This is a genomic window from Chryseobacterium rhizosphaerae, assembly GCF_003385455.1.
GTDB lineage: Bacteria > Bacteroidota > Bacteroidia > Flavobacteriales > Weeksellaceae > Chryseobacterium > Chryseobacterium rhizosphaerae.
In genome coordinates this window covers 117,078-143,697 of the sequence record NZ_QNUF01000005.1, presented here as the reverse complement: position 1 = coordinate 143,697, position 26,620 = coordinate 117,078, and the positions used below count along the sequence as shown (strand labels likewise).

Sequence of the window (26,620 nt, the reverse complement as noted above, 5' to 3'; positions counted from 1 at the left end):
TCCTCCTTCTCTTCTCTATCCAACACAGATCATTCAACAGCTTCAATATTAATCAATACTTAAGACAAATGAACTACTTTTTATTTTCTTTAATTCTTTTTGCCCAACTCTGGTAGATAGGATACCAGACCCGGTCTCCATTGGAGCCATTGCAGAGTATTACAATACCACTCTTTGTGGGAAGGTGCATAAACACGCCGGCACTCCAGCCTTCATTCTCTCCTGTATGTCCAATTGTTTCTAGCCCTTCATAATTCATAAACCGATAGCCTAGGCCACTTTTTCCCTGATCAGAAAAGGGTAAAACCTGTTTCTCCATTACCTGCAGGTTTGTGGATTTCAAAACTTTATTCAATTGACTTGGATCAGAGGTTATAGATAGCTCTGCAAAATGAGCAAGGTCTAAAACTGTTGTTTGTAACCCTGCTGCTGCCTGTTCTGTAAATATCCTGTTCTTTATGGGTTTCCCTGAAGCGTCATAAGCCGTTGCAGAATTTGCCATCATATCTTCTGTCCATTCATAATGGGTATGATTCAATCCTAAAGGTTCAAAAACATTCTTTTTCATATAGACCGCGAACTTTTCTTTCGTTCTTTCTTCAAGCAGTAACTGCGCAAGTGTATAGCCACCCCCTGAATATTCCCATTTCGTTCCCGGCTCGCTGATCAGGCGTACACTTTCCCCATTTCTTTTGGTCTTTCCTGAAAGCGACTCTTCTAAACTTAACAATGGAGTTCCCTGCTCTGAGCCTCCATATCCGTGCACCGAAAGTCCGGCTGTATGGCTGAGAATACGCCGCAAAGTAACTTTTGATATATCATATGGAGATGCAGGTAACTTCCAGCGTACCAGGAACTGATCAACCGGATCATCCAGTTTTACAAGCCCTTTTTCCGTCAGCTGTATCAATCCCCATGCAGATACCATTTTGGATACAGAACCCACATTAAAAATGGTTTCCGGAGTGACTGGTTTTTTACTTTCCACATCAGCAAACCCAATAGATTGTGTCCAGGCAACTTTTCCATGTTGGATAACCGCTATAGCTACCCCGGGAACATGATTATTTTTGGTAGCTTCCATACCTACACGCTGGATTTCCATATAGAGAGAATCTGTTTGGGAAACCATATTTTCTGTATTTCCACGTTCAACCCCCTGTTTTGTGGCTGAACAGGAAAAAAGAAGTGCGGTAAAAGAAAAAGCAACGAGTCCCTGTATCCTGTTTTTGATCATTTTTCTATGTATTTGTAATGCCTGCCGTTTCAGCATACGGCAAACCATAATGAAACGTAAGGCCAATTTCTACTATTTTTCCAACCCCCAATCCTGGCTAATCTGACTGCGAGCTTCCCAGTATGTCTTTGTAAATATTTCCGGATTAGTTTTAGCTTCCAGGAGTAATAAAATTCTTTTGAATTGAGGTTCAAGGTAAAAAATTTTGTTCAATTTCAGCTGTCCGCCGGCATAATAAATCGTAGCTGTCGGTGTTTTATATTTTCCTAGCCTCATCATGTCAACCTTCGTAATAGCATTCCAGGAAATAAAATACCTCTTAAAACCACCAACAAGACGTATTTCATCATTTGAAATAATCAGTTTTTGACGGGTATATACAAACATGGAAACGGAAATGAAGAAAATCAGGGGAGCTAAAAAAAGCAGCCACCCTGCCTCTTTTATCATGAGAACATTAATACCTAATGCAAATACCAAAATACTTAGTATACGATAGGTTATTTTCTGCCATTTTGGTGCTGAAAACACTTCCTCAGTTAATAGTTCTCCCATACTGTAAATATATGATTTTCTGCAACAAACAATATACTCCTCACGGATGCGATCATGCGTTACCATATGAACTGGTTTCATGGATCAGCTCTCTGCTATAATAAAGCAAAAAGACAGCCTTATAGGGCTGCCTTTTTATCTATTTCAATAGGATTCATCTCTTAAATACCAAAGTTGTTAGCCTTGTCTCTCGAGTTTATTTTCTGCAAATGGAACCACGACCAACGGATATTGCTCCGCTTCGATATGGCTTTTATCCAATCCAAAATTAATATAGTCTTTTACGGATAGATACCGCAGATTATAATATCCCTTCATGATAAAATTTTTCCAAAACGGCATTCTGTTATCATAAGAAAGGAAGCTATCCATGATCATAAATTTAAAATCACCAATTTTATTCTGCTGATAGGCCTGCTCTAAAGAATCTTCAACATCTACCTCGTTATTTCCGATCATATCATTAACCACCTGCTTGAAATAATACCCTATCCGGGGATCCTCGCGGAAGCCCAGATCGAATTGAATATAATACACGTCATTTCTGATAATGGTATCTACGGAATACCTCTGTGCATAAGGCTCATCCAAAATATTGACATGCACAAACCAGTAGATATCAGCACGCTTTGGAAGACCAAATTTTAAAATCGAATCCATGACAGTTTTTTCAATTTTCTTTTCTGAATCCGAAGTGGTGAGATAGACCAGGTTGGTTGCATATTTCGGAATTTTTTCATCCGTACTTAGTTTAGTCAATAATGAAAGATAATCGGAGAGTTTTACAAATGACTGAATCTCCGATTTGATCTGCCTGCCCCTCCACCAGATATACATCACGGCAAACAGCGAAAAACCAAGGATCAGGGTGATCCATCCTCCATCTTTAACTTTCTGTAGATTGGCCCCTAAAAAGCTCAACTCAATAGCTAAAAACACACTTGTGATCAGAAGGTTAAAAACAAACGGAACTCTTTTAATACGAAGGTAAGCATTGATCAGAATAGTACTCATCAGCATCGTAAGCGTCACACTGAGTCCAAATGCAGCTTCCATTTTAGTACTTTCTTTAAAATACAGGACCATGCCCACACATCCGCACATCAGAAACCAGTTGATCGCAGGAATATAGAGCTGCCCTTTGACATTGCTGGGAAACAGCACCAAATGTTTTGGCCATATATTAAGCCGTATGGCTTCGTTGATCAGCGTAAAACAACCACTGATCAATGCCTGGGAAGCGATAATCGTTGCCAAGGTTGCAATGCATAAAGCCAGCCAGAAAATTGATTTCGGAACAATATGATAGAAAGGACTTAAGCTACCTACCTCCTCTCCTACATGATTGAGAAGCCAAGTGGTCTGCCCGGCATAGCAGAGTATCAATGCAATTTTTATAAAGATCCAGGTGAACCTGATATTATTTCTGCCACAGTGCCCCATGTCGCTATATAAAGCTTCAGCCCCTGTTGTACACAGAAATATACTGCCCAACAGCCAAAATCCTTTTGGCTCATTCACCAGCATTTGATAGGCATAATAAGGATTTAAGGCTCTAAAGACCTCCCAGTTGCTGCCTATGGCCATCACTCCTATTATCCCGATGAATCCAAACCAGATAATCATCGCAGGGCCAAAAACCTTGCCTATTTTATCGGTCCCGAACTGCTGAAAAATAAATAGCAGTATCAGAATTCCAACAATAACCGGAACTGTATTAAAACCGGGAATTACAGCCTGAACACCTTCTACAGCGGAAGACACCGAAATGGGTGGAGTAATAATACCGTCAGCCATTAAAAAGGCACCACCCGCCATGGCAATAAAAACGAGCCATTTGCCACTATATCGCCGCACTAAGGCATAAAGAGAGAAAATTCCTCCCTCACCATTATTGTCAGCCTGCAAGGTAATGAGTACATATTTGATGGTTGTCTGGAAAACCAGCGTCCAGAAAATACAGCTTAAGCTACCAAGAGCAATCGCTTCGGTAATAAGCTTATGATGAAAAACGGCATTGAGTGTATAGAGTGGAGATGTACCAATATCACCAAATACAATTCCTATAGCGATCAATGATCCTGCAAGGGTAATCCTCTTATGAAAATCTGAGGTGTGCTGTCCGGACATAATTAGTTTTTACTGCAAATTAAACCAATTTTTGCAATGAAATGAGAATTGGGAATATTTTTTCAGAGACTTGCAGCTATTGTAACATAACCCATTCATAATGAACCAATTTAATGCCGATTACTACTTTTCAGCAGCCTACGGTCCTACCAATTTATTATTAAATTAATATTTGATTAAGGGCACTTTTAAAGCATCCTAAAATAAACTCTGTGTAATATAATTGGGCATCCAAACCCTGGGTTTTCTGATGAAGTTCTATGCGTTTGGAAAGTATAGTCTCCCCTTTATAACTAAATGAACAAAATGAAAAAACTTTAAATCCTGAATTCCTCACAGATGCGGCATATCCTGTAGATGCAATTCCCCAATCCGTTTCAAATAAGGCAGCTCCTTTTATAGCCATTATATCCGCCATGTTTTGAGTTTCAAAATCATTTTCCTGAGCTTCAATTCGATTAATATTTAAGAATTTGACTTTTTCAGGTAAGGTAAAGGTGGTGATCCCTCCTTTGTAAAATAAACTTGCATTGGGCATTTGAGAAAAAGCCAGCTGTATTAATCCTGAAGTTACACTTTCTACAATAGAAACGGTTTCGTTCACTGTAATGAGCGAAGTACTGATATAGTCAAGTAAGTTTTGCTGGAATTTCATGATACCTATTATTTAATGTTGATCTAAAAAACTTGTAAAATCTATTTATTCCATTGAAATGCATTCTCAAAGAACATCATAATCATCCAATGCTGTAACAAAATAATGTTCAATGGTCTCTTTAGCATTTTTGCACATCTCTAAAAGATCACCTCTTGAGGTATCTTCAAAAACAAAGTCATCATGAATATCAATGATAAACTCAGTCACCTTTTCTGTATTGATCAGGTCATAGGTCATTAAATCATTTAAGCTATCCAGTCGGTGTTCTTCATTAAAAAATGGAATTTTACGGGAAATGGAATTTTTAAACTGAAAGAGATGTATTGTTTTCATGACTTTGGCATTGGGATTAATGGAAACTGATTTTATATATAAAACCGGGCCTTGCTGTTTCCTATATGAATGATCTTTCAAATAGGAGTATTATTTGGATATTCTCTATGTGAAATTTATGGTCAATCAATCAGTTTTTCAGCTACATTATGGATAAAAAGGACAGAGACCAATGGGTTTCTATCCTATAATTAAAACCTTCTGAAAACAGATCTACTATTTTTTCAGATTTTAATAAGCTCATTATGAAAATTGAATGTTTTTTAAGGATTTTAACCCCTTCTTCATGGTTTATATTGGGTCTTTTCTAATTTCCCGGTATATGTTTATTCAACTGTCAGACGTTATTATATTCTCAGACTGTTCTTCAAATCCTCACAGTCTTTGTTTTATCGTATTAATCGATTATTATAGACACTGTATTCTTTAATATACAAGAATACTACGATACAAAGATGGGTGTTTCAGAATAGGTTACGCTACATATATTTATAATAATCTTGCATATATCACACCTTTTTACAAATCTTCTAAATTTCCAAGACGTTTTTTCTTCAACTGTTTATAGAATGAAGGGGAAAGTCCGGTGATTTTCTTAAACTGGTTAGAAAGATGCGCAACACTGCTGTAGTTAAGCTTATAGGAAATCTCTGTAAGATTGAGCTCATCGTATAGTAGTAATTCTTTTACCTTTTCTACTTTATTGATAATGATAAAATGCTGCAGGGTCATTCCTTTCACTTCAGAAAATGTATTGGCAAGGTAGGTATAGTCGTACCCAAGCTTTTCACTCACATAGTCTGAGAAATTTTCTTTGGGAAGAGCATCAGAATAATGAATCATTTCCGTTACTACATTCTTTATTTTTTCTATCAGAATACTTTTTTTGTCATCCAATATTTCGAGCCCTGTTTTGAGCAGATTTTCTTTCAATACACGCCTTTGTTCGGCACTGATATCATTTAATAATTCTACTGTACCCAGATCTACGACAGCCCCTTTAATCCCCAGTCTTTCCAGTTCCTGATGGACAACCATTTTGCAGCGTAGGCTTACCATATATTTTATGTATAACTTCATGATCCTTACTGTTTACAGCTTGTTAATCATCATCATCTTAACAGTCATTCACTCAAAGTTACTCCATTAAATCAGAATACCTATGATTTATATAACAAATTGAAAGACTATTACAACGCTTTCCTTCTTTAATGATTGAAATTTACATATACTCAAAAACAGGGACAATGTCAAAAGAAACGAAATCCAGCAAAACACGTCCTTCAAAATCAATAAAAGAGAAACGGGAATTTAAAATAAACCCAATACAGATGCTTATTAAGGTACTACTGTAATGAAAAGGTAAATTAAAAATATAGCAATAAGCACCACTCCCTGCATAATATTGGTTCTGCCTGTTGCCAGTGAAACGGTAATAATAAAAAGAGATAGTCCCAAAAGTATCGTTGATTTAATGTCTATTCCTAATGTCATTCTTATACCGGTTATGACAGATATAATGGCAATGGCTGGAATACTTAACCCAATACTTGCTAAAGCAGACCCGAAAGCCAGGTTTAGTGAGGTTTGGATCTCATCACTTTTTGCAGCTCTCAATGCAGCGAGCCCCTCAGGAAGAAGAACTATACCGGCAATGATGATTCCTACCAGAGATCTGGGAGCTCCCGCTGAAACCACTATATTTTCAACATCTTTTGAAAGAAGCTTTGCCAGGAAAACGACCACTCCCAAGCTTAAGAGCAGCAGTACCCCACTGATATACAGCTCTTTTTTGGAAGATTTTTCCTGATGATCTTTTGCTGATATGTTTTCCTGCAGCTTATTTTGCGGGGAAATAAAAAAGTTCCGGTGTCTCATCGTCTGAATCATGGTAAACCCCAGATATAACCCCAAACAAATCAAGGCTATAAAAAGTAACTGAAAGGAGGTATATTCGCCACCGAGATGACTTACCGTATAATTGGGCAAGATAAGAACAAAAATAATTACGGCAGTAAGAGTGATCAATGCTGTACTTACTCCCTGCAGAGTAAAGCTTTGTTCCCTGTATCTTAAAGAGCCTATCACAATGCAGCTCCCGATAATCCCGTTCAGGATAATCATCACGGCTGCAAAAACGGTATCCCGGGCAAGGGTGATGGTCTCCAGCCCTTTGGCTCCCAGCATTATGGAAATAATCAACCCGACTTCTATTACCGTAATGGCAAATGCCAAAAGTAAAGTTCCAAAAGGCTCACCCAGACGATGGGCAATGACTTCAGAATGGTACACTGCCGCAAGGACACTTCCCATAAGAAATAAGGCAAGGAGTATAGAATAATAACCAGAGGAAAAAACAGCACTTCCAAAATAAAAGAGCCAGGCTAAAATGGGAACCAAAAATGTCCACATCCATAAATATTTTTTTTTCTTCATAAAAAACAGTACTAATTTTTTTTAATGATTGACTCCCCCTTTGGAGAGACTCAGCAGGGTTATATCTTCTTTTTGAAAAGGGCTTGGGGATTATAGATTTGAAATGTGTGAGATGCCCAATTGAAAATTAAATGATATAAAAAAGTAATAGCCCAGAACTTAAATTGGCAATCCAACGTAATATTGCACTAAAATACAAATTATCAAGCATTTATTAAAATAACACCCGTATCAATGCAATTCTAAAAAGCCACAGGACTTTCCTCTCTTTACAGGTAATTTTTACCTCAATTATGGAAAACAACATAGAAGCTTTGCAATATGTGTGATATATGCAACATTAAAACAACAATCTACAATACAATGAATTACAAAAAAACCAACTTTGTATAGTAACAATGATGTTATACCAAAATCCACATTATGGACACAAACCACAACAAAGACAACGAATTTTCTAAAACTCCGGGAGACTGGATTGCACAGTCTAAACAGCTGAAAGAAAAATTCTCTACATTAACAGACCATGATTTAAAGCTTGAAAAAGGGAAGGAAAAGGAAATGCTTGAAAGAATTGGTAACAGATTGAGAAAAAATCGTGAAGAGGTTATGAATATTATAAAAGAACTAAATCTTTCATAATTCTTTCCAAATAGCAATTAAAACCTATGCATAGAGTTATATCTTTCAGAGAGTTTTGATTAAAAGGGGGATAGAAAGTTAGGAGGTTCTATCCCTTTTTATGTACAGTACACCATTCATTTTACTTTCAAAACTAACCCGTGATGAATCATAAAGAACTTGAGAAATCAAAAATACATGCAACCAGCCAAATTGTAGGCTACCTTTCCAATTCTGTACTCAGCAGAACAATAATAGAAAAAATAACCGGCAATATCAGTGCTATATCATTTGATGACGGAGAAGGGTTGCCGGAAAAGACCTCCCCTTTTGATACTTTTATACAGATTATTGAAGGGAAAGCAGAAATAATAATTGACGGAAATCCTTATTTTTTGGAAGAAGGCGAATGCATTACCATTCCCGCTCATCAATCGAATGCTATCAAAGGAAATAAACGCTTTAAAATGATTCTAACAATAATAAAAAGCGGCTATGAATAAAATAGATAAGAGATCCAGCTTAACAAAAGAGATCTTTAAAACTACTGTGGAAATTCAGAAAAAATTTCCAGAACTGTATGAGCTTTTAGATGAGACCCCTCTATTTTTTTCTTTTACAGAAAAAAATATCAGCATTTCAGATTTGAGGCAATACCTCGTATCATTAATAATGCAACAAAAATCCTTTGAAAAAAGCATTGGTACAATAAGACATTAATGTATAATTTCCAAATAGGATTCTCATGAAAAAATTATTCAGGCATCCAAAAAATAAGTTGGGTCTAAGAAATAAAAAGAACCTTTCAGACAGAACGTACTATTCTCAGTTTGTTGCTTTATTTTATATCAGAAATATTAATAATACCCTAAGTAATGATATCACTGAAATTCTTCGGATGTTAGAAGAATTACAGCATCTGAATAACAAATCCAGGCTAGTATTCAGTACTCACTGTGCCTTAAGCAAGCATAATATGTGGCAATCTATTTTAGCCTATATAAGTGATAGTTTAGGCTATATCAGGTTTCAGTTTGAATATGTAAAAGAGAATATTACCCAAAAAAATAAATTTAATTCCCCTTTGTTCTGGCAACAAAACAAAATCTATATTGAAGACTTAACTGAAAATCATGAAAAAATGGTACAGCTTGGCATTCAAATTTTGCCGGAAGCAGAAAGGTTATCCTGGAAAACAACCGTATGTAATTTTTATGACAAAATCTTTTCTTTAATCGTTCCTCTTATCAACATATGTAGGCTTGAATCAGACTTTGTTGAAAAATTTACCCCTAAAATTCTCAATACAATCACACTGGATATTATTAAAAATATTCCTAAAAACTATACTTTAAAAGAGGCTACAGATTACCAGCAAGAGTATTTAAAAGCATTAACAAACTATAACAATGAACTGAATGGAAAAAATAATCTTTGGGACACTTTATTAAACCTGCTTTCAGGGGGTATGCATCAATCTCCCTCAGAACGTGTTATGCTTAAAAGATGGATCAATGGAAAGGATGAGAGATAGCTTCCGTCATGGAATCATCCATAATTTCGGATTGATACTGCCGTACTCTAAGAAAAACAAGAAATTTATCAGGAAAAATGGTAAAGGAAAATAACATCACCTGTATAGGCCGGTTTTCGCTGGTCTCTGATTAATAACTTAGCTTCAACCAATACTTTTACAGTTCCTTTAAGATTGGTTACTGATTTTACCGTAGCTTGCAACTGGACGTCGCTGTTGACCGGAACTGCCTGTCCAAATCTAAAATTCTCAATCCCGTAATTGATTTCCATGGTTACATTTCTCACATCGGCAATTTGCTTCCAGAGATAGGGAATCAAGGATAAAGTTAGGTAGCCATGAGCGATGGTCGATTTAAAAGGGCCTTCATTTTCTGCCTTTTCTTTATCAACATGAATCCATTGATAATCTAAGGTGGCCTCTGCAAATTTGTCGATCTGATCCTGGTCTATCGTATGCCAGCCGGAAACTCCAATCATCTGACCTTCATACGCCTTATATTCATTATAACTGTTGATCGTAACCATATTCTTCTGTTGACCCGATGAGGTCTGTCTATTGGGTGAGCATTTGCATTTTTTATTTCCATTGGTATGATAACTTTGTTTCAAACCAATGTATATACATTAAGTATTCAAATATCAGTCCGAATTTATGGCGACCATATTAAATCTACTTATTCTCATTCCATCAAATCTTTAAAAAACCTCTTACATGAAGTAAGAGGTTAATGAACATAATGTAACTTACATTAACGTTCTTTCAAACAATATTCCAGATACTAAAAGTGAATGGATTTTGCATCTGTAAAAAATCAGACTGCTGGTATGCAGCACAGAATTTTCACATCTGCAAACAGGATTTAATTATGCTAATTTTACATTAACAGCGTTTAAACCTTTATCACTTTTTTGTACTTCAAAAACTACTTTATCATTTTCACGGATCATTTTTGTGTTTAATCCTGAAGAATGTACGAATATGTCTTTACTCCCGTCTGCTGGAGAAATAAACCCGAAGCCTTTTGCTTCATTGAAAAATTTTACGGTGCCTTCTTGCATTGTAATTATTATTAAAAATTGTATGTATTTTGATCTGTAAACTCTACAGATTTATTTATAAAATAGTGGTGATCCATCAGCAAATCATTTTTTTTTTACTCTCTTTCTCTAGAAAGAAAACTGAAGGATCCATAGTTTGTGATAGCGGATATGTAGCGTTTCCTGTAACTTCTACAGGGTTATTCAGGATGGTTTCCGCAAATTTCCGTACGTTTAGCGGTAGGGTTGCCGAAAAGAACAGGGTCTGCTTCTTCGGAGAAACCAGCTTCAGAATCTTTTTTAAATCACTGACCAACCCCATGTCAAGCATTCTGTCTGTTTCATCCAACACAAGAATCTCAATTTTAGAGAGATCAATATGTCTTTGATTCACTAAATCCAAAAGCCTTCCGGGTGTAGCAACCAGAATATCCACTCTTTTTCTGAGTGCTGCGAGTTGGCTTCCGGCTAAAACACCGCCATAAATAGAAAGTTGGGATAATGGTAAATACTTGCTGTATACCCCCAAATTTTCTTCTATCTCTAATGCCAGTTCGCGGGTCGGGGTCAGTATTAAAGCCCGTATTTCTTTATGTTCAGGGGTATACTTTTTCAGTAACTGCAGAATGGGCATAGCAAAGGTAGCCGTTTTTTCGGCACTCGTTTCTGCACATCCAATAATGTCCCTCCCTGCTAAAATCTGTGGAATGGCAGTATACTGTATTTCAGTAGGCTTTGAGTAGCCAGCTTCTGTAGCAGCGCGGATAATGGGATTGATTAAGTTTAAATTTTTAAAATTCATTATAAATTCCGGATTTCCGGCAGTTTGTAAGCAAATCTGTTTATCAGAATTTGTGTTGATATATTAGGATAAACAAATAAGGAATACTCTTTTTCAGCTTATCATTTTGCTTGCTCAGGCTGTACCAATATTATTAAATAGTACTGATTAACCTGCAATAACGTATCGCTCCTATTTACAATAGGACTTTTATAATCTCTATTTTCCGCAATTGAATGAAGACTATAAATGGTAGCTGAAAAAGCAAAACTGACAGAAAAAATTGTGATTTTAAACTATTACAGAGTAGCAAAGGCAGTGACCTGTTTTATAAACGTTCTGCAAACCTACAATAAAGAAAACAAACAAAATCATATTTAATTAGTTGATTATCAAAAATATATTCGTAATTTATGCACATCAAATGAATTGTTTGCAGGCGCGGATGATTTTAATCTTCCGAAATATGCAAACCCCCTCTCCCATAACAGATCCCCAACGAAAAACTTTACCATTACAAGCTGCACCGCACGTAAGAATTGCTTATTTTATTATGGTACATCACAAGCCTGAAGTATTTAAGGCCATGTTTCAGAAGATTTATACCCGGGATCAGTTTTATCTTATTCATATTGACCGGAAATCTACTCCAAGGTTCACAGAAGAGATCCAGCAGTATGCCGTTCAGTTTCCCAACGTCTATATTTTAGATAGCATGAATATTGTATCAGGAGGTTTCAGCATGATTCAGGCCGAACTCAATGCTATGGAGTTTCTCCTGAATGTCAACCGGGAATGGGATTATTTCATTAACCTAAGCGGTGAAGATTATCCGCTTAAATCTCAAAAAATCATACGTAAGTTTCTGACAGCCAATAAAGGCCGAAATTATCTCTTTTATTATGATCAAAAGTTTTACAGACCGGATACCCTGCAGAGAATACAGAATCATTTTACAGAACTGGCCTACGTCATCTCTTCATTCATTTATAAAAGAGAATTTATGAAAGGGGTCACTCCTTATATTGGTGGAAAATGGTTTATGTTTACAAGAGAAACCTGCATATTCCTTACTAACAATAAAAGGGTAATGGACTTTGAGGATTACTATCTTTATACCTTCTTACCTGCTGAATCATTTTTTCAGACCGTTCTTATGAACACAACATTCAATGATATTATTGTTAATGATGATAAGAGAGCCGTATTTGAGAAATCTATTTTCAAAAACAACCAGGACATCCTGACTTATATTAAAAAGCTGGAATCCAGTAACCAGCTTTTCATCAGAAAAATAAATAATAAAACTGATGAAAACCTCCTGACTTATATTGAAAACTCTTTTCTTCTTCCTTTACCGGAAATTGATGAAATTGAAAAAGAATTAAAAAGGGATGGTTATCAAAATAACTGATTTCTAACGCATCAGCTTCTGCTCATAGCCGTCCGATAGTTCTTGGGAGTCATTCCTGTTTGTGATCTGAAAAAGTAAGAGAAATGGGAGAGATTTCGAAATCCAAGTTCATAAGCAATCTCTTTGATGGATTTTCCGGAGCTGTGCAATAATTTCTTCGCTTCTAATAAGACTCTTTCCCTGATAAATTCAAGGGGTGAAATTTTATATTGTTTCCGGCTGATAACCCCAAGATAATTAGGGGTGATACATAGCTCCTGTGCATAGAAAGACACATTTTTCTGTGTTTTATAATACTTCTGAACCAATGAATGAAACCTGAAGGCAAGATTGTCATGGTGATTCAGAACAGATTTACCATATATTTCTTCTACCCATAAATTGATCATGAGCGCTAAAAGCCTTACCCTGGCATTGATAAGTTCCGGAAATATCATCTCGGAGTAAATCTCCTTCCGGATAGCACTGAATTCTGCACTCAGTTTATCATACGCTTCATCATTCGGTTCTATCATTTCATATTTGCTATGCAGTGAAAAGGTATGCTTTAAGGTAGGAGAGAATGTTTCAAGAATAGAATCCTGAACAATCAGCCTTCTGCCCGATACATCAGCAGGCAATTTCCAGATATATTCTTTCTGAGGCAGGTGTATAAACAATTGCCTGGAATTCAGATCATAGGTATTGATATCTGTAATGCATTCACCATCCCGGCATTCATCTAAAATAACAATGGTAAAGGAGTTTTCCGGAAAGTTATTGAGTTCGGAAGAACTTATTTCATCCTGATAAATTACATCGACTTTTGGGGTGCTTTCATTGGGTAATTGGTTTGAAATCCTTTCCTTTTCCATTGCTCATTATTATACCAGCTAAATTATAAAATACTCTATCATATTTTTTCATCAAAGCATAAATTCTTTAGAATTAAATGCATGAAGCAGACAAAACTATCAGAAACAGTGATAAAAGTATTGTTGTTTACTCCTAAACTCAGAATCAGTCCACTTCATGGAAAACAATCAGTATATTTGTCATAAGACATTTCTATCCCCATGCTGAAAGATAAATTTGGAAGAACAATTAATTACCTCAGACTGGCTGTTGTGGACCGGTGTAATCTACGCTGTACCTACTGTATGCCGGAAAATGGGCTTTCATGGATTAAACAGGAAGAATTGATGACGGATGAAGAAATGCTCAGGATATGTTCTGTTTTTACGGAACTCGGGGTCAATAAAATCCGCATCACCGGAGGAGAGCCTTTTGTGAGAAAAAACAGTATTGATCTCATCGAAAAAATATCACGTTTGGAAGGCCTTAGTGACCTTAGCCTAACCACTAACGGGCTTCTGACCAAACCGTACATTCCACAGCTCAGGGAGTTTGGAATAAAATCAGTCAATCTTAGTCTGGATACCCTGGATGAAGAACGTTTTTTCAAAATTACCCGCAGAAAGGGCTATCATAAAGTCATCAAAACATTGGAAAGCCTTATCGAACATGATATCAAGGTAAAAATCAATACCGTAGTGATGGAAAATCAAAATATTGAAGATATCATTCCTTTGGTTATGCTTACAAAATCCCTTCCCGTAGATGTCCGTTTTATTGAAGAAATGCCATTTAACGGGAATGATAAAGACATCCTTTTGAACTGGAATCACTCAAAGATCTACCAGCATATCAGGGAGCATTTTCCTGATATTCAAAAACTAGCAGATCCTAAAAGCTCCACATCCTATAATTATAAGATTCCGGGCTTTATGGGTGAAGTTGGAATCATTGCAGCATATACCCGTTCATTTTGTGGAGACTGCAACAGAATACGTATCACCCCAACGGGTATGCTCAGAAGCTGTTTGTATGAAAGCGGCGGGGTTAATTTAAAAGACGAAATACGTGCTGGAAAAACGAATGAGGAACTAAAAAATACAATCATCAGTACTATACATCACAAACCCAAAGACGGATGGGAAGCTCAACAATCAGGTTTGAATGCTGCACAGATCCATCAGTCTATGGCAACAATCGGAGGATAAGATGGAAATGATTACCGTACAACAGGCAGAAAATATCATCCTTTCCCAGGCACAGGATTTTGGAAAGGAATTCATTCATTACGACTCAGCATTAGGAAGAGTTCTGGCAGAAGATCTCAAAGCAGACCGGGATCTCCCTCCTTTTGACAGGCCCACTGTGGATGGAATTGCCATCAGCTATCATGCCTACGAAAAAGGAATCCGTTCATTTAAAATTAAAGCGGTACAATCTGCCGGAGAACCTTCTGTTTCTATCCATTCGGCAGAGGATTGTATTGAAATTATGACGGGTGCTGCACTGGACAGCTCTGCGGATACGGTAATCCGTTACGAAGATATTTCAATTGATCATGGAACGGCACATATCAATATTGATATAAAACAAGGGCAAAACATACACCTTAAAGCAAAAGATAAAAAAGAGGGAGAAATACTGGTCAAAGCCGGCCAGATTATCAGTCCGGCCATCATTGGTATCGCTTCTTCTATTGGAAAAACGACTTTATTTGTTAAAAAGCTTCCCAAGATTGCCATCATTTCTACAGGAGATGAAATGGTAAGTGCAGAGTCTGTTCCTACCCCATTTCAATTGAGACGCTCCAATGGAGTTTCCATACAGTCTGTATTGAAAAAATATGGGATTCAGGCAGATACCCTTCATGTCAATGATCATTATGAAGAGATCAAAAAAGAACTAGCCCGCTGTATTGAGGAGTATGATGTACTTCTTTTGAGCGGTGGCGTTTCTATGGGAAAATTTGATTATTTACCTGAAGTATGCAGGGAACTGGGAATAGAAAAACGCTTTCACAAAATAAAGCAGAGACCCGGAAAGCCTTTTTGGTTTGGAAGCAAAGATCAGAAACTTGTTTTTGCGTTTCCCGGCAATCCTGTTTCAGTATTTATGTGTCTGCATCGCTATTTCATTCCCTGGCTGGAAAAATCGTTGGAAACACCTCCAACTTCACCTTTATTTGCGGTATTGCAGGATGATATTGACTTCCCATTCGGACTTCAGTATTTTGCACAGGTAAAGCTCAATATTAACTCCTCAGGACAGCTTACCGCTGAATCCGTTCATACAAACGGCTCCGGTGATTTTTCACACCTCGCCGAAACTGATGCTTTTATAGAACTGCCTTTGGAGCAGAATCATTTTAAAAAAGGAGAGGTATATCCCATATGGAAATATAATTTTTAAAGATTATGACTGATTTTTCACATCTCAATAAAAAACTGCAGCCTTCTATTGTTGACGTCAGCAGAAAACAAATAACCCGCCGTAAAGCCGTTGCAAAAGCAATAGTGGAAATTCCTGAGAATATTTTACAAAAGCTTAGTGAAGGAGGCTTCAATACCCCAAAAGGTTCAGTCTTTCAAACCGCAATCATTGCCGGCATTATGGCTGCTAAAAAAACGGGCGAACTCATTCCGCTCTGCCATCCGATAGGACTTGAGAACTGTAAGGTTGATATAGAACTTACCGACCGCAATGAAATTGAAATATACTGTACTGCAGAGGTAGAAGCCAAAACAGGTATAGAAATGGAAGCCCTCACAGGAGCTTCTGTAGCTGCACTGACTATCTATGACATGTGTAAGGCCCTAAGTCACAATATCACTATCAAGGAGATTAAATTAATAGAAAAAACAGGCGGAAAAAATGATTTCAAAAGAACAGAATAAAATTCCATCCATCAACGGCCTGGTGCTGGCAGGTGGAAAAAGCCAAAGAATGGGAACTCCTAAAGATCTGATGAACTGGCATGGAAAAGAACAGCGTTATTTTGCAGCAGATCTGCTGGCCGAATTTTGTGATGAGGTTTATATTTCCTGCCGCCAGGATCAGCTAGAAAATTTTGACAGGCAGTATCATCCATTAACGGACACCTTTCTGAACATGGGACCTTTTGGTGGTATTCTTTCTGCACTGCGTTCCCAGCGGGATAAAGCATGGCTCGTGGTCGCCTGTGATCTGCCCCTGCTGGATAAAAAATCGTTGGAATTTTTACTGCATTCACGAAATCCTGAAAAAGCAGCCACTACCTATAAAAGCCCTTTTGATGGGTTACCGGAACCTTTAATTACCATCTGGGAGCCTAAGAGCTATCCGCTGCTCCTGAATTTCCTGGGTATAGGGAATACCTGTCCCAGAAAGGTTTTGATCAATAGTGATACGCTTATTTTAGAACCTCATGATCCTGATGCTCTGATGAATGTGAACACCCCTGAGGAAGCAGCAATAGCAGAACGAGCACTGAACCGACAAAAATAATAAAGATGGAAGGGAATCTAGAACGCTACCAGTGTCAGATGGCTTTACCCGGATTTGGCAGCTCTGCACAGCATCTTCTTACAAATGCCAGGGTGCTTATCGTAGGAATGGGAGGTCTTGGCTGTCCGTGTGCACAATACCTCACCTCTTCCGGTATAGGAACAATAGGTATTGCGGACGATGATACGGTTTCTCTAAGCAATCTGCACCGGCAGATTTTATATACTCCGGATGATATCGGATTGTTTAAAGTGGATGTGGCAGCAGAACGGTTACAGCAACAAAATCCATCTGTACAAATCATTCCGTTCAGACTTCGGGTGACTTCTGAAAACGTAATGGATCTGATTTCAGAATTTGACCTGATTATTGAAGGTACAGATAATTTTGAAACAAAATATATATTGAATGATGCCTGTGTACTGGCAGGAAAAGCATTGGTATACGGTGCAATTTATCAATATGAGGGCCAGGTCAGCCTATGGAATGTTTTACAGAAAGACGGAAGCTATTCCACCCATTACCGTGATGTATTTCCCAATGTTGAAGAATCTCAGATTCCAAACTGTCAGGAAGGTGGCGTAACACCTCCACTGGCGGGAATCGTTGGCTGCATGCAGGCCAATGAAGCTATTAAATATCTTACAGGTTCCGAAGATATATTAGCCGGCAAATTGTGGATTATCAATATGATGAGTGGAAAAACACAAATTATAAAGCTGAGAAAATCCTCTGTTCAAATTACAGATCTTCCCCAGACTGTTCCCACACTTACCTTCGAAGAATTTAAAGAAAATCAAGAACATTTTGAACTTATCGATGTACGTGATGACCATGAACATCAGAATTTCAATATTGGCGGAAAGAACATTCCTCTGGATGAATTAGAAAATCATTTTGATGAAATTTCCGGTTTTTCCCACCAGGTATTAGTCTACTGCATGTCCGGAAAACGCAGCAAGGAAGCAGCCCGGAAAATTAAAAAGGCTTTTCCCGCAAAAGAGGTGTTTTCTTTACAGGATGGTATTTATAAAATGTATCCCTAAAATCCTTGAGGTGGGTTTTAAAATGTCCGAAAATATTTAATCGATAATATTCTGTGAAGATTTCTGCACCACAGGAATCGTTTCTCCGGCCATTTCATGAATGGTAGCATTGATCATTTCGCACATACTATTCAATGCCAGATCATTAGCCTCTGTACCAAAAGGTTCTTCAATTTCATCTGCTATGGCTTCAAATGCGACAAATGTATACGCTACGAATACAACGATCAGGGGCATAAACCAGCCTAAAGTATCTACTAATCCAAAAGGCAGCAGAGAACAATAGATATACACTGTACGATGAAGCAGAACACGGTAACTGTAGGGTATCGGCGTGGAAACAATCCGTTCACAACCTCCTACAATATCTGAAAGTTTATCCAGATTCTCATCAAAACGCGCCTGCTGAATAGAGTCGATCCGACCGCCCTCTTTTGCTTCCCGGACCCAGTCTGCCATTAATTTCATAATAACTGCAGGTTTATATTTCGAAGCAAGTACAGTTTCCCGTTTTTTTCCGTCCAGTCTGTCCTTTAAATCTTCATAAGGATCTGTTCCCCTGAGTTGATGTTTTAGGGCAAAAACAAAAGAACTGAGCAGGTCAATAAATTCGGTGACTGATGTATCATTTTTTGTATTCCCAAGAGTCAGTACCTGGCGTGTCAGTGACCGTGAAGTGTTCAGTAAAGCTCCCCACAATTTGCGTCCTTCCCAGAACCTTTCATAGCTTACGTTATTACGGAATCCCAGAAAAAGAGCAAGTACAAAACCAAATAAAGTAAGCGGTGCGGGATTAAGCGGAATCTTAAAGGAAAAAACAATTCCACGAAAGTAAACCACTCCCAAAGAAAATACAAAAAGAAGCAACAAACGCGGCAACAGAGCCGGTAATACAGATCCATGCCAAACAAAAAGCATTTTAAACCAGTGCTCTTTTTTCCTAATAATCATATTTTCTTTGTCATTACTTGTTACAATTACTTTTTAATATGCCCCACAATCAAGGCTTCTACCTGATAAGAACTCCGGGCCGGTTTTTTTTCACCTTCGGCAATGATACGGAGCGGACCTTTTTCCTTCAATAATGGGTTACCGTCTATGGTATCTGCTACAATCACATTTTTATCTGCAATCGACGGATCCAGCTCTGCCAGAGAGAATAAAACCTGATATCCGTCGGTACATTGTACCAGCAGGTATTTGGAAAGGTTTTCACCGTGTAATTCTTTACCGGAAGGAACCCCGGCTTTGGCAAGAATATCCAGAACAGAAACTCCTGTATACACATGAACATTTCCTTCTTTATCTTTTAATTTAGCTTCCTTTCTGGGCATTTTTACAAGATCAGATAAGGAGAGCTCCAGCGGCTGTGATACCTCCCCACTTACTTTTAGTTTAAATTGCGACTGGGCAGATACCATACCCGCAATCAAAAACAGGGCGAATATCCATATTTTGCCTAAATATAGAGATTTCTGATTTATACTCATCGTTTATTTTTTATTACGGTCTTTGAATAGCCCCCTGATAAAGCATCTGATCTACTTTTTTGTATACTTCGGGGTCATGTTTCATAATTTTGATTTTCACATATTTTGATGCGGGCATATTACTTTCCTTGACAACATTATTGACGGATACCAGGACATTCGTTTCCGGAAAATACGTAACGGTATTTTTTTCCGGAATCTGATAAGAAACAATGATAAACAGTGGTGCTACACGCTCTATCCCGTCATCATAATTGTAAAGGTCTACCCGATCTCCGGCTTTAAAACCTGCTTTATCAATATCATTCTGATTCATAAATATTACCCTGCGCTCATTTTTAATCCCGCGGTAGCGATCATCCAATCCATAGATAGTTGTATTGAACTGGTCATGAGTTCTGGTGGTTGCCATCATATATTCATCTGCAGCAAGCGTATTATCCGGTACTTCTGTCAAGGTAAAAGGGGCACGCCCTCCCAGTTCTTTCGAGAATTCCTGTTTATCCCGTGCAGCATTCGGAAGATAAAAGCCTCCTTTCTGGCGGACACGGACATTATAATTTTCAAAACCCGGGATACACTGCTCGATATCATCCCGTACGGCATCGTAGCTGTCATGATAACGCTGCCAGCTGACCACAGATCTTTCTCCTAAAGTAGCCATTGCCATACGGCAGACAATCTGAGTTTCATTGATCAGATTATTGGATACGGCATCCAGTATTCCCTTTGAATCCTGAACTACCCCCATAGAGTTTTCGGTTGTTACGATCTGTAGTTTACCATTCACAATATCTTTATCACTACGGCCATAGGTCGGCAGGATAAGTGCTTCTTTTCCATGAACCAGATGTCCCCGGTTAAGTTTGGTAGAAACAGAGACCAGAAGGTTAAGTTTTCTGAGGGCATGGGCTGTATAAGTGGTATCAGGTGTTGCCGAAAGGAAGTTTCCTCCCATGCAGAACATGACCTTTATTTTTTCTTCATGTATGGCTTTAATTGCTCTTACGACATCATAGCCGTGCTTGCGTGGCATTTTGAAACCATAAAACTTTTCGAGACGGTCAAGTTGTTCATCTGTAGGTTTTTCGTCAATCATCATGGTCCTGTTTCCCTGAACATTACTGTGCCCCCGAACAGGACAGACCCCAGCTCCAGGTATGCCTATACTCCCTTTTAGCAAAAGAATATTGAGAATTTCACGGATCATATCCACTCCATTGGGCTGTTGGGTAAGCCCCATTCCCCAGCTGAAAATAATTCTTTTTTTAGATGCTATTGTTACTGCAGCCTCATAGATTAATTCTTTCGAAACTCCCGAAAGGGAAGCCAGCTCATCTAGTTTATAATGATCAAACTGTCTGATAAAATCCTCATATCCTACTGTTTTTTCTGTAATAAAATTTTCATCAAACACAGAGCCCGGATTTTCCTTTTCAAATTCGATCAACAAAAGTTCCAGCGCCTTTAAAAGAGCCATATCACCGTTGATCTTAACGGGCAGATAGAGATCAGCCAGCTGTACTCCGCCATTAAGAATATCTTTAACACTCTGTGGATTGGTAAAGCCCATAAGACCTGCTTCCGGCAATGGATTTATGGCTATAATCTTAGCTCCATTCTTTTTTCCTTTTGAAAGAGCACTCATCATTCTGGGAGCATTGGTTCCCGGATTCTGTCCGATAATAACAATGACTTCGGCTTCGTAAAAATCCTCCAAAGTCACTGTACCTTTACCAATTCCAATGGTAGGACGCAGTGCTGATCCCGAAGTTTCATGGCACATATTGGAGCAATCGGGCATATTATTGGTTCCGAATTCCTTTGCAAACAGCTGATAAACAAAAGATGCTTCATTACTCGTTCTTCCGGAGGTATAAAAGGCTGCTTCATCCGGAGATTCCAGTGCATTGAGATGTCCTGCTATTTTTTTAAAAGCCTCATCCCAGCTTATTGGTTGGTAATGAGTAGCTCCTTCCGGCAAGTACATGGGATCCGTAAGTCTTCCCATCTTGCCGATCTCGTAGTCGTCCAGTTTTGCCAGATCAAATACAGAATTTTCTTTAAAGAATTCCGGGGTAACTCTTTTGGTTGTCGCTTCTTCTGCGAGAGCCTTAGCCCCATTTTCACAATATTCACCAAGAACCGAACGTTCATCATCCGGATCCGGCCAGGCGCAGCTGGGACAGTCAAAACCACCCATCTGATTCATTTTAAATAAAGCCCTCATCCCTCGAATAGGGGCTTTTTCTTCAAATAAATCACTAAAAGCAGCTAATACTGCAGGAATTCCGGCAGCTGATTTTTCAACATGTGTAAGTTTTAGATCAAGTAATCTGTAAGGATTTTCTGCCTGAGGCTCATTCTTAATTTCCTTTTCTATTTTATTGTTATCATGTTCTTCCATCGCCTTTTATTTTTTTGGGTTAGCATTTCATATTTGGATTCGGATAATTATCACTCTGATCCTCTATGGTATTATCAAGGCATACAAAGTCTTTTTCTATCAGGAGCTGAACTTTTCCGCTCAATCCGTCGAAACCCACCCTATCTGTAGTAGCCAGTTCTTCTACCATAAAACCTGGAATTTTCATTACAATTCTATGCTCTACAAATGCAGCTGACAGCTGTTGTTCATCTGTTTTTTCAACAGTATATATAAATGGGTTGTCTATAAATTGTGTGGTGCTGGAGATTATTCCATTTTTGTGCAATTCCGTAACCTCCGATTGGGTAATTCGGAATCTCACGGAATTATCTTTTATTCTTATTTTCATATCAAATTTTTAATTTCAAAATTAGTCCCCGAGTGATAGATATTAAACCTGTTGTCCCGAAGGAACCCAAGTAAAGTGATATCAAACTCTTTTGCCAGATCTACTGCGAGACTGGAGGGAGCTCCTATTGCTGCAATAACCGGAATACCTGCCATTGCCGCTTTCTGAACCAGTTCAAAACTTGCCCTTCCACTTAATACTAAAATTTTATGTTTCAATGGCAGCTGGTCAGTGAACACGGCATATCCTATCAATTTATCCAGTGCATTATGCCTTCCTACATCTTCCCGCACGGCAAGAAGATTACCTTCCAGATCAAAAATGCCTGAAGCATGTATTCCCCCTGTGGCACTGAAGTTATCCTGAAAAGATTTTAGTTTCTCTGATAATTGATAGATGGTTTCCAGATTGAGGGTAATTTTTTCTTTTTCCAGTTTATGGAAAGCACTTACAGTTCGTATTGATTCGATGGATCCTTTTCCACAAACTCCACAACTGGAGGTGGTATAGAAATTTCTGTCAGTTTTCATCAGCTGTGGAACAAATCCTTCTGCAAGTTCAACGATGATCACATTTTCACTGGTTCTGGAACATGCCTCCTGAGCATGCTGTACATTTCTGATCTGCTTTGGGTCTTCAATAATCCCTTCCGTATATAGAAAACCGGCTGTCAGTTCCCTGTCATTTCCGGGAGTTCTCATGGTAACGGATAGGTTTTTCGTCTCCCTGTAGGATTCTGATCCGAATGAAATCCTGATTTCCAATGGTTCTTCCACTGAAATATCATCCGTATAGGGAAAACTTGTGTTATCCTTAACTTTGATAATCTCTATCTTCTGTACTGAATTATATTTCAAGGTATTGATTTTCATCTAACAAGAAGTATTATAGTAAATATACGAAATTTTATTCCTTACCATTACGGATGTGCGGAAACCCATTCATCTCCATCTTCAAAAATTTCTTTTTTCCAGATCGGAACTTTTTGTTTTAGGGTATCAATGATATACCGGCAGGCATCAAAAACTGCCTCACGATGTCCGTCATTAACAACAATGATCACTGCCGCATCACCGGGATATAGTATTCCTACTCGATGGTGAACCACTATATTGCGAACGGAAAACAGAGCAGCAGCTGCGTCGGCTATCTTTTGCATTTCCTTAATCGCCATAGTTTGATAACATTCAAACTCCAGGCGGACAACAGGCTTTTCTTTGGTCCTGTTACGAACGGTTCCTATAAAAGTGGCTGTTCCTCCGCTGCCCAGATCATGAGCAACCTCTAAACAGTCAGCTATATTCAGTGCCTGGTCGGTTATTTTTATATCAATCATACTTTTTATCCACCGCTTACGGGAGGGATCACTGCTATTTCGTTAGTACCTGTTATGATGCGGTCATCATCCGCATATTCTTCATCCACAGCAATAAAATAAGATTTCAGTTTTCTCAGCTGTGGAAAACGGTCTTCCAGAATATCTTTTAGCTGTCCGACATTCAAGTCTTCTGTGGTTTCTATTTCCATGTCCGGTGTTCCAAAAATATCTTTTGCTATTCCGAACGCCAATATATTAAGTTTCATTTTTAAGTGGGGTTTACCAGTATTTTATTAAAACATTTATTCCCGCTACCAGAACAAGCACAGCTGTCACTCTTTTTATAACTAAGGGGTTCCATTTGAGAGACATTCTGGAACCTATCTGTCCACCGATAAAAACGGCCAGACATAAACTCAGAATTCTAAAGAAGTCCATATCTACGGATAGTTTTGTGAGCTGTCCGAAAATTCCTGATATGGAATTAACCAATATAAAAAAACTGGAGGTGGCAGCAATTTTTCTTGGGGTATCCCACTTCAGCAGATTAAGCAGTGGGGAAAGAAAGATCCCCCCTCCTATACCTACCAAACCAGAAAGAAACCCGATTCCGCCTCCCAAAAAGCCATTCCGAATGACGGATGCCTGTGAATCCTGTGATATTTCAGCGTTGTTCTTTGCATCTGTTTTTATCCATAACAATATGGCTGCTATAATCAGGGTGATCCCCAGGATCAGAAAAAAAGTTTCCTGACTGATCTTCAGTATGGCACCCAGATAGGCCATGGGTACACTCACAAGGGTAATGGGCAGTATTTTCCGCCAATCGGTCTGTTTATTTTTAATATAAATATAAACTCCTCCCGTAACGACAATCACGTTGCATATAAGAGCTATCAGGCGTATCTCCTGATATGGAAGACCATACATTGCCAACACAGCAAGATAACTTGACCCTCCTCCAAATCCTACTGATGAATAAACAAACGCTATCACCAGAAAGAACAAGATGATTTCCCAATGTCCCATAAAGTGTATCAATTATTGATCTTACAATAATACTGATTTTTACTCCTTGTTTTATAGCTTCTGATCAAAGACTATGCAGTAATTTGTGAAAAAAATATCACAAACTGTTTATTTAAAAAAAATACGGGTGCATCCACCCATTTTAATGCCTCTATTTTTTCCCAATTCTGGAACTTCCATGTCTGATTTAAAATTGGCTTTTCATTTTGAAGTTAGGCTTTTAATCTATAGATTTAGCGCTGCTAATATCCACTTGCTTTAAACCGTGAAGCTGAGTGGTCAATAAAACCATGATATCAAATTAAACAGCTATGACAAAAATAAAATGGTCTCTATTCATTATTACCATTATTACTGTATTTGCAAGTAGTCATTTACCCGGACAAATACCCTCTAAAGAAATCGATGCGCTGATTGCCAACGCGATGGAAAAATTCAATGTTGCAGGAGTCGCTGTAGCTATTGTAAAGGATGGAAAAATAGTTCACAAAAAAGGCTATGGGGTAAAATCTATAGATACAAAACTGCTTATTGATGAGCATACCAACTTTGAAATTGCTTCTAACAGTAAAGCATTTACAACTGCTGCTTTATCAATTTTAGTAGATGAAGGAAAACTCTCCTGGAATGATAATGTCAAAAAATACATTCCGGAATTTAAAATGTATAACGACTATGTGACGGAAAATTTTACCATAGAAGATCTGTTATGTCACCGTAGCGGACTAGGTTTAGGAGCAGGTGATTTAATGATGTTTCCGGATGGTACAGACTTCACTATCAACGATGTGATAAAATCTTTCCAGTATTTCACACCTGTTTCAGGTTTCCGAACCCAGTTTAACTATGATAATCAATTGTATTTGGTGGCCGGTGAAATTATTGCAAGAATAAGTGGAATGACCTGGGAAACCTTTATCCAGAAGCGTATTTTGGAACCATTACAAATGCAGAATTCTCTCAGCTCTATAGCCCAGGTAAAGGATTTCAGTATGATGGCTTCACCACATTCCTCAGAATCAGGTACTATAAAAAAAATATCTTTATACGGACCAATGGTTAATGGTGCTGCCGGAGGAATAGTCTCCAACGTTGATGATATGTCTAAATGGATGCTTGTTCAGCTCAACCATGGTAAATATGGTTCCCATTTAGACAAACAGCTTTTTACTAAAGAAAGACAACATGAGATGTGGACGATCCATACCGTTGATCAAATAAATCCTAATCCAAGATACAATCAACACTTCAATGGATATGGTTTAGGCTGGAATTTATCAGATGTGAAGGGGAATCTCAGTGTTTCACACACGGGAGGCTTACCCGGAATGCTTTCTATCGTTACCATGATCCCTGATTTAAATTTAGGTATTGTTATTTTGACCAATACGGAAAATGGCGGCGCCGGTGTTTTCTCCTCTGTGAGCCAAACGATTATTGACAGCTATTTAGGGCTCAACGATTTCGGTTGGGTAGATAAGTATGCTGCTTATTTTGAGTCACAAAAAAAATCCGGAGATGAGGTTACTAAAAAAGTTTGGGAGACCGTAAGCAAAGCAAAAAATACGACAATAAAGAACGAAGATTTAATCGGATTGTATGAGGATAAATGGTTTGGAAAAATTGAGATTTTCCTAAAAGGAAGTCAATTGTGGTTCAAGTCTTATCGGTCACCAAAACTAAATGGACCTATGAGTTTTTATAAAGCCAATACTTTTGCAATTAAATGGGATTATAAAGATATGAACTGCGATGCATTGGCCCTGTTTAACTTAGATGAAGAAGGAAAAGCTCAAAATATAAAAATGAAGGGCATCTCTCCCAATATAGATTTTAGCTTCGACTTTCAGGATCTGAATTTCGAAAAAGTAAGAAAATAACAGATATACTGCTCATAAAATAAT

The 26,620-nt window shown here is 38.0% G+C and carries 30 protein-coding genes; 11 read left to right on the top strand and 19 right to left on the bottom strand.

Annotated elements, in window-relative coordinates; genetic code table 11:
* Positions 1-73: 73 nt before the first annotated feature.
* The 7 genes from DRF57_RS06210 to DRF57_RS06180 all read right to left on the bottom strand — a co-directional run bounded on the left by DRF57_RS06210 (position 74) and on the right by DRF57_RS06180 (position 7,349).
* Positions 74-1,237 carry a serine hydrolase domain-containing protein gene (locus DRF57_RS06210; protein ID WP_157969879.1) on the bottom strand — a complete coding sequence of 388 codons (1,164 nt, stop codon included), beginning with the start codon at positions 1,235-1,237 and terminating at the stop codon, positions 74-76.
* Between the two features lie 72 nt (positions 1,238-1,309).
* Positions 1,310-1,792, bottom strand: a complete 483-nt coding sequence (locus tag DRF57_RS06205; protein ID WP_115917463.1) for a hypothetical protein — start codon at positions 1,790-1,792, stop codon at positions 1,310-1,312.
* A 177-nt stretch (positions 1,793-1,969) separates the two neighbouring features.
* Entirely contained in the window at positions 1,970-3,922 is a 1,953-nt protein-coding gene (locus DRF57_RS06200; protein ID WP_115917461.1) for a KUP/HAK/KT family potassium transporter, read from the bottom strand.
* A 160-nt stretch (positions 3,923-4,082) separates the two neighbouring features.
* Complete coding sequence (locus tag DRF57_RS06195) at positions 4,083-4,577, bottom strand: CinA family protein (RefSeq protein WP_047486461.1); 495 nt, start codon at positions 4,575-4,577, stop codon at positions 4,083-4,085.
* A gap of 66 nt (positions 4,578-4,643) precedes the next feature.
* Positions 4,644-4,913, bottom strand: a complete 270-nt coding sequence (locus tag DRF57_RS06190) for a hypothetical protein (RefSeq protein ID WP_052188562.1) — start codon at positions 4,911-4,913, stop codon at positions 4,644-4,646.
* A gap of 519 nt (positions 4,914-5,432) precedes the next feature.
* On the bottom strand, positions 5,433-5,993 hold the full coding sequence (locus tag DRF57_RS06185; RefSeq protein WP_228406264.1) for a helix-turn-helix domain-containing protein: 561 nt from the start codon (positions 5,991-5,993) through the stop codon (positions 5,433-5,435).
* Between the two features lie 258 nt (positions 5,994-6,251).
* Positions 6,252-7,349, bottom strand: a complete 1,098-nt coding sequence (locus DRF57_RS06180; protein ID WP_115917459.1) for a calcium:proton antiporter — start codon at positions 7,347-7,349, stop codon at positions 6,252-6,254.
* Positions 7,350-7,772: 423 nt separating this feature from the next.
* On the opposite strand from DRF57_RS06180, the gene DRF57_RS06175 reads away from it, so the two are divergent.
* The 4 genes from DRF57_RS06175 to DRF57_RS06160 all read left to right on the top strand — a co-directional run bounded on the left by DRF57_RS06175 (position 7,773) and on the right by DRF57_RS06160 (position 9,504).
* Positions 7,773-7,991: a hypothetical protein gene (locus tag DRF57_RS06175; RefSeq protein WP_115917457.1), complete on the top strand. Its 219-nt coding sequence runs from the start codon at positions 7,773-7,775 to the stop codon at positions 7,989-7,991.
* A gap of 143 nt (positions 7,992-8,134) precedes the next feature.
* Positions 8,135-8,473, top strand: coding sequence for a cupin domain-containing protein (locus DRF57_RS06170; RefSeq protein WP_047486466.1), 339 nt, complete (start codon positions 8,135-8,137; stop codon positions 8,471-8,473).
* Entirely contained in the window at positions 8,466-8,690 is a 225-nt protein-coding gene (locus DRF57_RS06165; protein ID WP_047486468.1) for a hypothetical protein, read from the top strand. The genes DRF57_RS06170 and DRF57_RS06165 overlap by 8 nt, the downstream gene beginning before the upstream one ends.
* Positions 8,691-8,715: 25 nt before the next feature.
* Positions 8,716-9,504 carry a hypothetical protein gene (locus DRF57_RS06160; protein ID WP_115917455.1) on the top strand — a complete coding sequence of 263 codons (789 nt, stop codon included), beginning with the start codon at positions 8,716-8,718 and terminating at the stop codon, positions 9,502-9,504.
* 68 nt (positions 9,505-9,572) lie between these two features.
* On the opposite strand, the gene DRF57_RS06155 is transcribed toward DRF57_RS06160, so the two are convergent.
* The 3 genes from DRF57_RS06155 to DRF57_RS06145 form a co-directional block, all read right to left on the bottom strand.
* Positions 9,573-10,115 (bottom strand): MaoC family dehydratase, encoded by a 543-nt coding sequence (locus tag DRF57_RS06155; RefSeq protein WP_228450289.1) that lies wholly within the window; start codon positions 10,113-10,115, stop codon positions 9,573-9,575.
* Between the two features lie 255 nt (positions 10,116-10,370).
* Positions 10,371-10,565 (bottom strand): cold-shock protein, encoded by a 195-nt coding sequence (locus DRF57_RS06150; protein WP_047486471.1) that lies wholly within the window; start codon positions 10,563-10,565, stop codon positions 10,371-10,373.
* Positions 10,566-10,641: 76 nt separating this feature from the next.
* Positions 10,642-11,346: a DEAD/DEAH box helicase gene (locus DRF57_RS06145; RefSeq protein WP_228450287.1), complete on the bottom strand. Its 705-nt coding sequence runs from the start codon at positions 11,344-11,346 to the stop codon at positions 10,642-10,644.
* A gap of 445 nt (positions 11,347-11,791) precedes the next feature.
* On the opposite strand from DRF57_RS06145, the gene DRF57_RS06140 reads away from it, so the two are divergent.
* Positions 11,792-12,739, top strand: coding sequence for a beta-1,6-N-acetylglucosaminyltransferase (locus DRF57_RS06140; RefSeq protein ID WP_084087371.1), 948 nt, complete (start codon positions 11,792-11,794; stop codon positions 12,737-12,739).
* A gap of 11 nt (positions 12,740-12,750) precedes the next feature.
* On the opposite strand, the gene DRF57_RS06135 is transcribed toward DRF57_RS06140, so the two are convergent.
* Positions 12,751-13,593, bottom strand: coding sequence for a helix-turn-helix domain-containing protein (locus DRF57_RS06135; RefSeq protein ID WP_115917451.1), 843 nt, complete (start codon positions 13,591-13,593; stop codon positions 12,751-12,753).
* 201 nt (positions 13,594-13,794) lie between these two features.
* Between DRF57_RS06135 and moaA the strand changes: the two genes are divergently transcribed.
* From moaA to DRF57_RS06110, 5 genes are read left to right on the top strand one after another with little or no spacing between them, the layout of a single operon-like run.
* Positions 13,795-14,781 (top strand): GTP 3',8-cyclase MoaA, encoded by a 987-nt coding sequence (moaA, locus tag DRF57_RS06130; RefSeq protein ID WP_115917450.1) that lies wholly within the window; start codon positions 13,795-13,797, stop codon positions 14,779-14,781.
* Positions 14,738-15,982: a molybdopterin molybdotransferase MoeA gene (locus tag DRF57_RS06125; protein ID WP_228450285.1), complete on the top strand. Its 1,245-nt coding sequence runs from the start codon at positions 14,738-14,740 to the stop codon at positions 15,980-15,982. The genes moaA and DRF57_RS06125 overlap by 44 nt, the downstream gene beginning before the upstream one ends.
* 5 nt (positions 15,983-15,987) lie before the next feature.
* Positions 15,988-16,467, top strand: coding sequence for a cyclic pyranopterin monophosphate synthase MoaC (gene moaC, locus DRF57_RS06120; RefSeq protein WP_084087363.1), 480 nt, complete (start codon positions 15,988-15,990; stop codon positions 16,465-16,467).
* Positions 16,445-17,056: an NTP transferase domain-containing protein gene (locus DRF57_RS06115; protein ID WP_084087361.1), complete on the top strand. Its 612-nt coding sequence runs from the start codon at positions 16,445-16,447 to the stop codon at positions 17,054-17,056. The genes moaC and DRF57_RS06115 overlap by 23 nt, the downstream gene beginning before the upstream one ends.
* Positions 17,057-17,061: 5 nt before the next feature.
* On the top strand, positions 17,062-18,102 hold the full coding sequence (locus DRF57_RS06110; RefSeq protein WP_115917446.1) for a HesA/MoeB/ThiF family protein: 1,041 nt from the start codon (positions 17,062-17,064) through the stop codon (positions 18,100-18,102).
* A gap of 36 nt (positions 18,103-18,138) precedes the next feature.
* Here DRF57_RS06110 and DRF57_RS06105 read toward each other — a convergent pair whose 3' ends face one another.
* From DRF57_RS06105 to DRF57_RS06070, 8 genes are read right to left on the bottom strand one after another with little or no spacing between them, the layout of a single operon-like run.
* Positions 18,139-19,053 (bottom strand): bestrophin family protein, encoded by a 915-nt coding sequence (locus tag DRF57_RS06105; protein WP_084087358.1) that lies wholly within the window; start codon positions 19,051-19,053, stop codon positions 18,139-18,141.
* A gap of 26 nt (positions 19,054-19,079) precedes the next feature.
* Positions 19,080-19,592, bottom strand: a complete 513-nt coding sequence (locus DRF57_RS06100; RefSeq protein ID WP_228406260.1) for a molybdopterin-binding protein — start codon at positions 19,590-19,592, stop codon at positions 19,080-19,082.
* A 13-nt stretch (positions 19,593-19,605) separates the two neighbouring features.
* Positions 19,606-21,999 (bottom strand): FdhF/YdeP family oxidoreductase, encoded by a 2,394-nt coding sequence (locus DRF57_RS06095; RefSeq protein WP_084087355.1) that lies wholly within the window; start codon positions 21,997-21,999, stop codon positions 19,606-19,608.
* Positions 22,000-22,018: 19 nt separating this feature from the next.
* Entirely contained in the window at positions 22,019-22,369 is a 351-nt protein-coding gene (locus DRF57_RS06090; RefSeq protein WP_084087353.1) for a DUF7009 family protein, read from the bottom strand.
* The gene (fdhD, locus tag DRF57_RS06085) at positions 22,366-23,241 is read right to left on the bottom strand and encodes a formate dehydrogenase accessory sulfurtransferase FdhD (RefSeq protein ID WP_115917444.1); all 876 of its coding nucleotides are present in this window, start codon (positions 23,239-23,241) and stop codon (positions 22,366-22,368) included. Before fdhD ends, DRF57_RS06090 begins: the two co-directional genes overlap by 4 nt.
* Positions 23,242-23,288: 47 nt before the next feature.
* A complete protein-coding gene (locus tag DRF57_RS06080) occupies positions 23,289-23,705 on the bottom strand; it encodes a molybdenum cofactor biosynthesis protein MoaE (RefSeq protein WP_115917442.1) in 417 nt (138 codons plus the stop codon).
* A 5-nt stretch (positions 23,706-23,710) separates the two neighbouring features.
* Entirely contained in the window at positions 23,711-23,953 is a 243-nt protein-coding gene (locus DRF57_RS06075) for a MoaD/ThiS family protein (protein ID WP_084087348.1), read from the bottom strand.
* 13 nt (positions 23,954-23,966) lie between these two features.
* On the bottom strand, positions 23,967-24,716 hold the full coding sequence (locus tag DRF57_RS06070) for a sulfite exporter TauE/SafE family protein (RefSeq protein WP_084087346.1): 750 nt from the start codon (positions 24,714-24,716) through the stop codon (positions 23,967-23,969).
* A 311-nt stretch (positions 24,717-25,027) separates the two neighbouring features.
* Between DRF57_RS06070 and DRF57_RS06065 the strand changes: the two genes are divergently transcribed.
* Positions 25,028-26,596 carry a serine hydrolase gene (locus DRF57_RS06065; protein WP_115917440.1) on the top strand — a complete coding sequence of 523 codons (1,569 nt, stop codon included), beginning with the start codon at positions 25,028-25,030 and terminating at the stop codon, positions 26,594-26,596.
* The last annotated feature ends 24 nt before the right edge of the window (positions 26,597-26,620 follow it).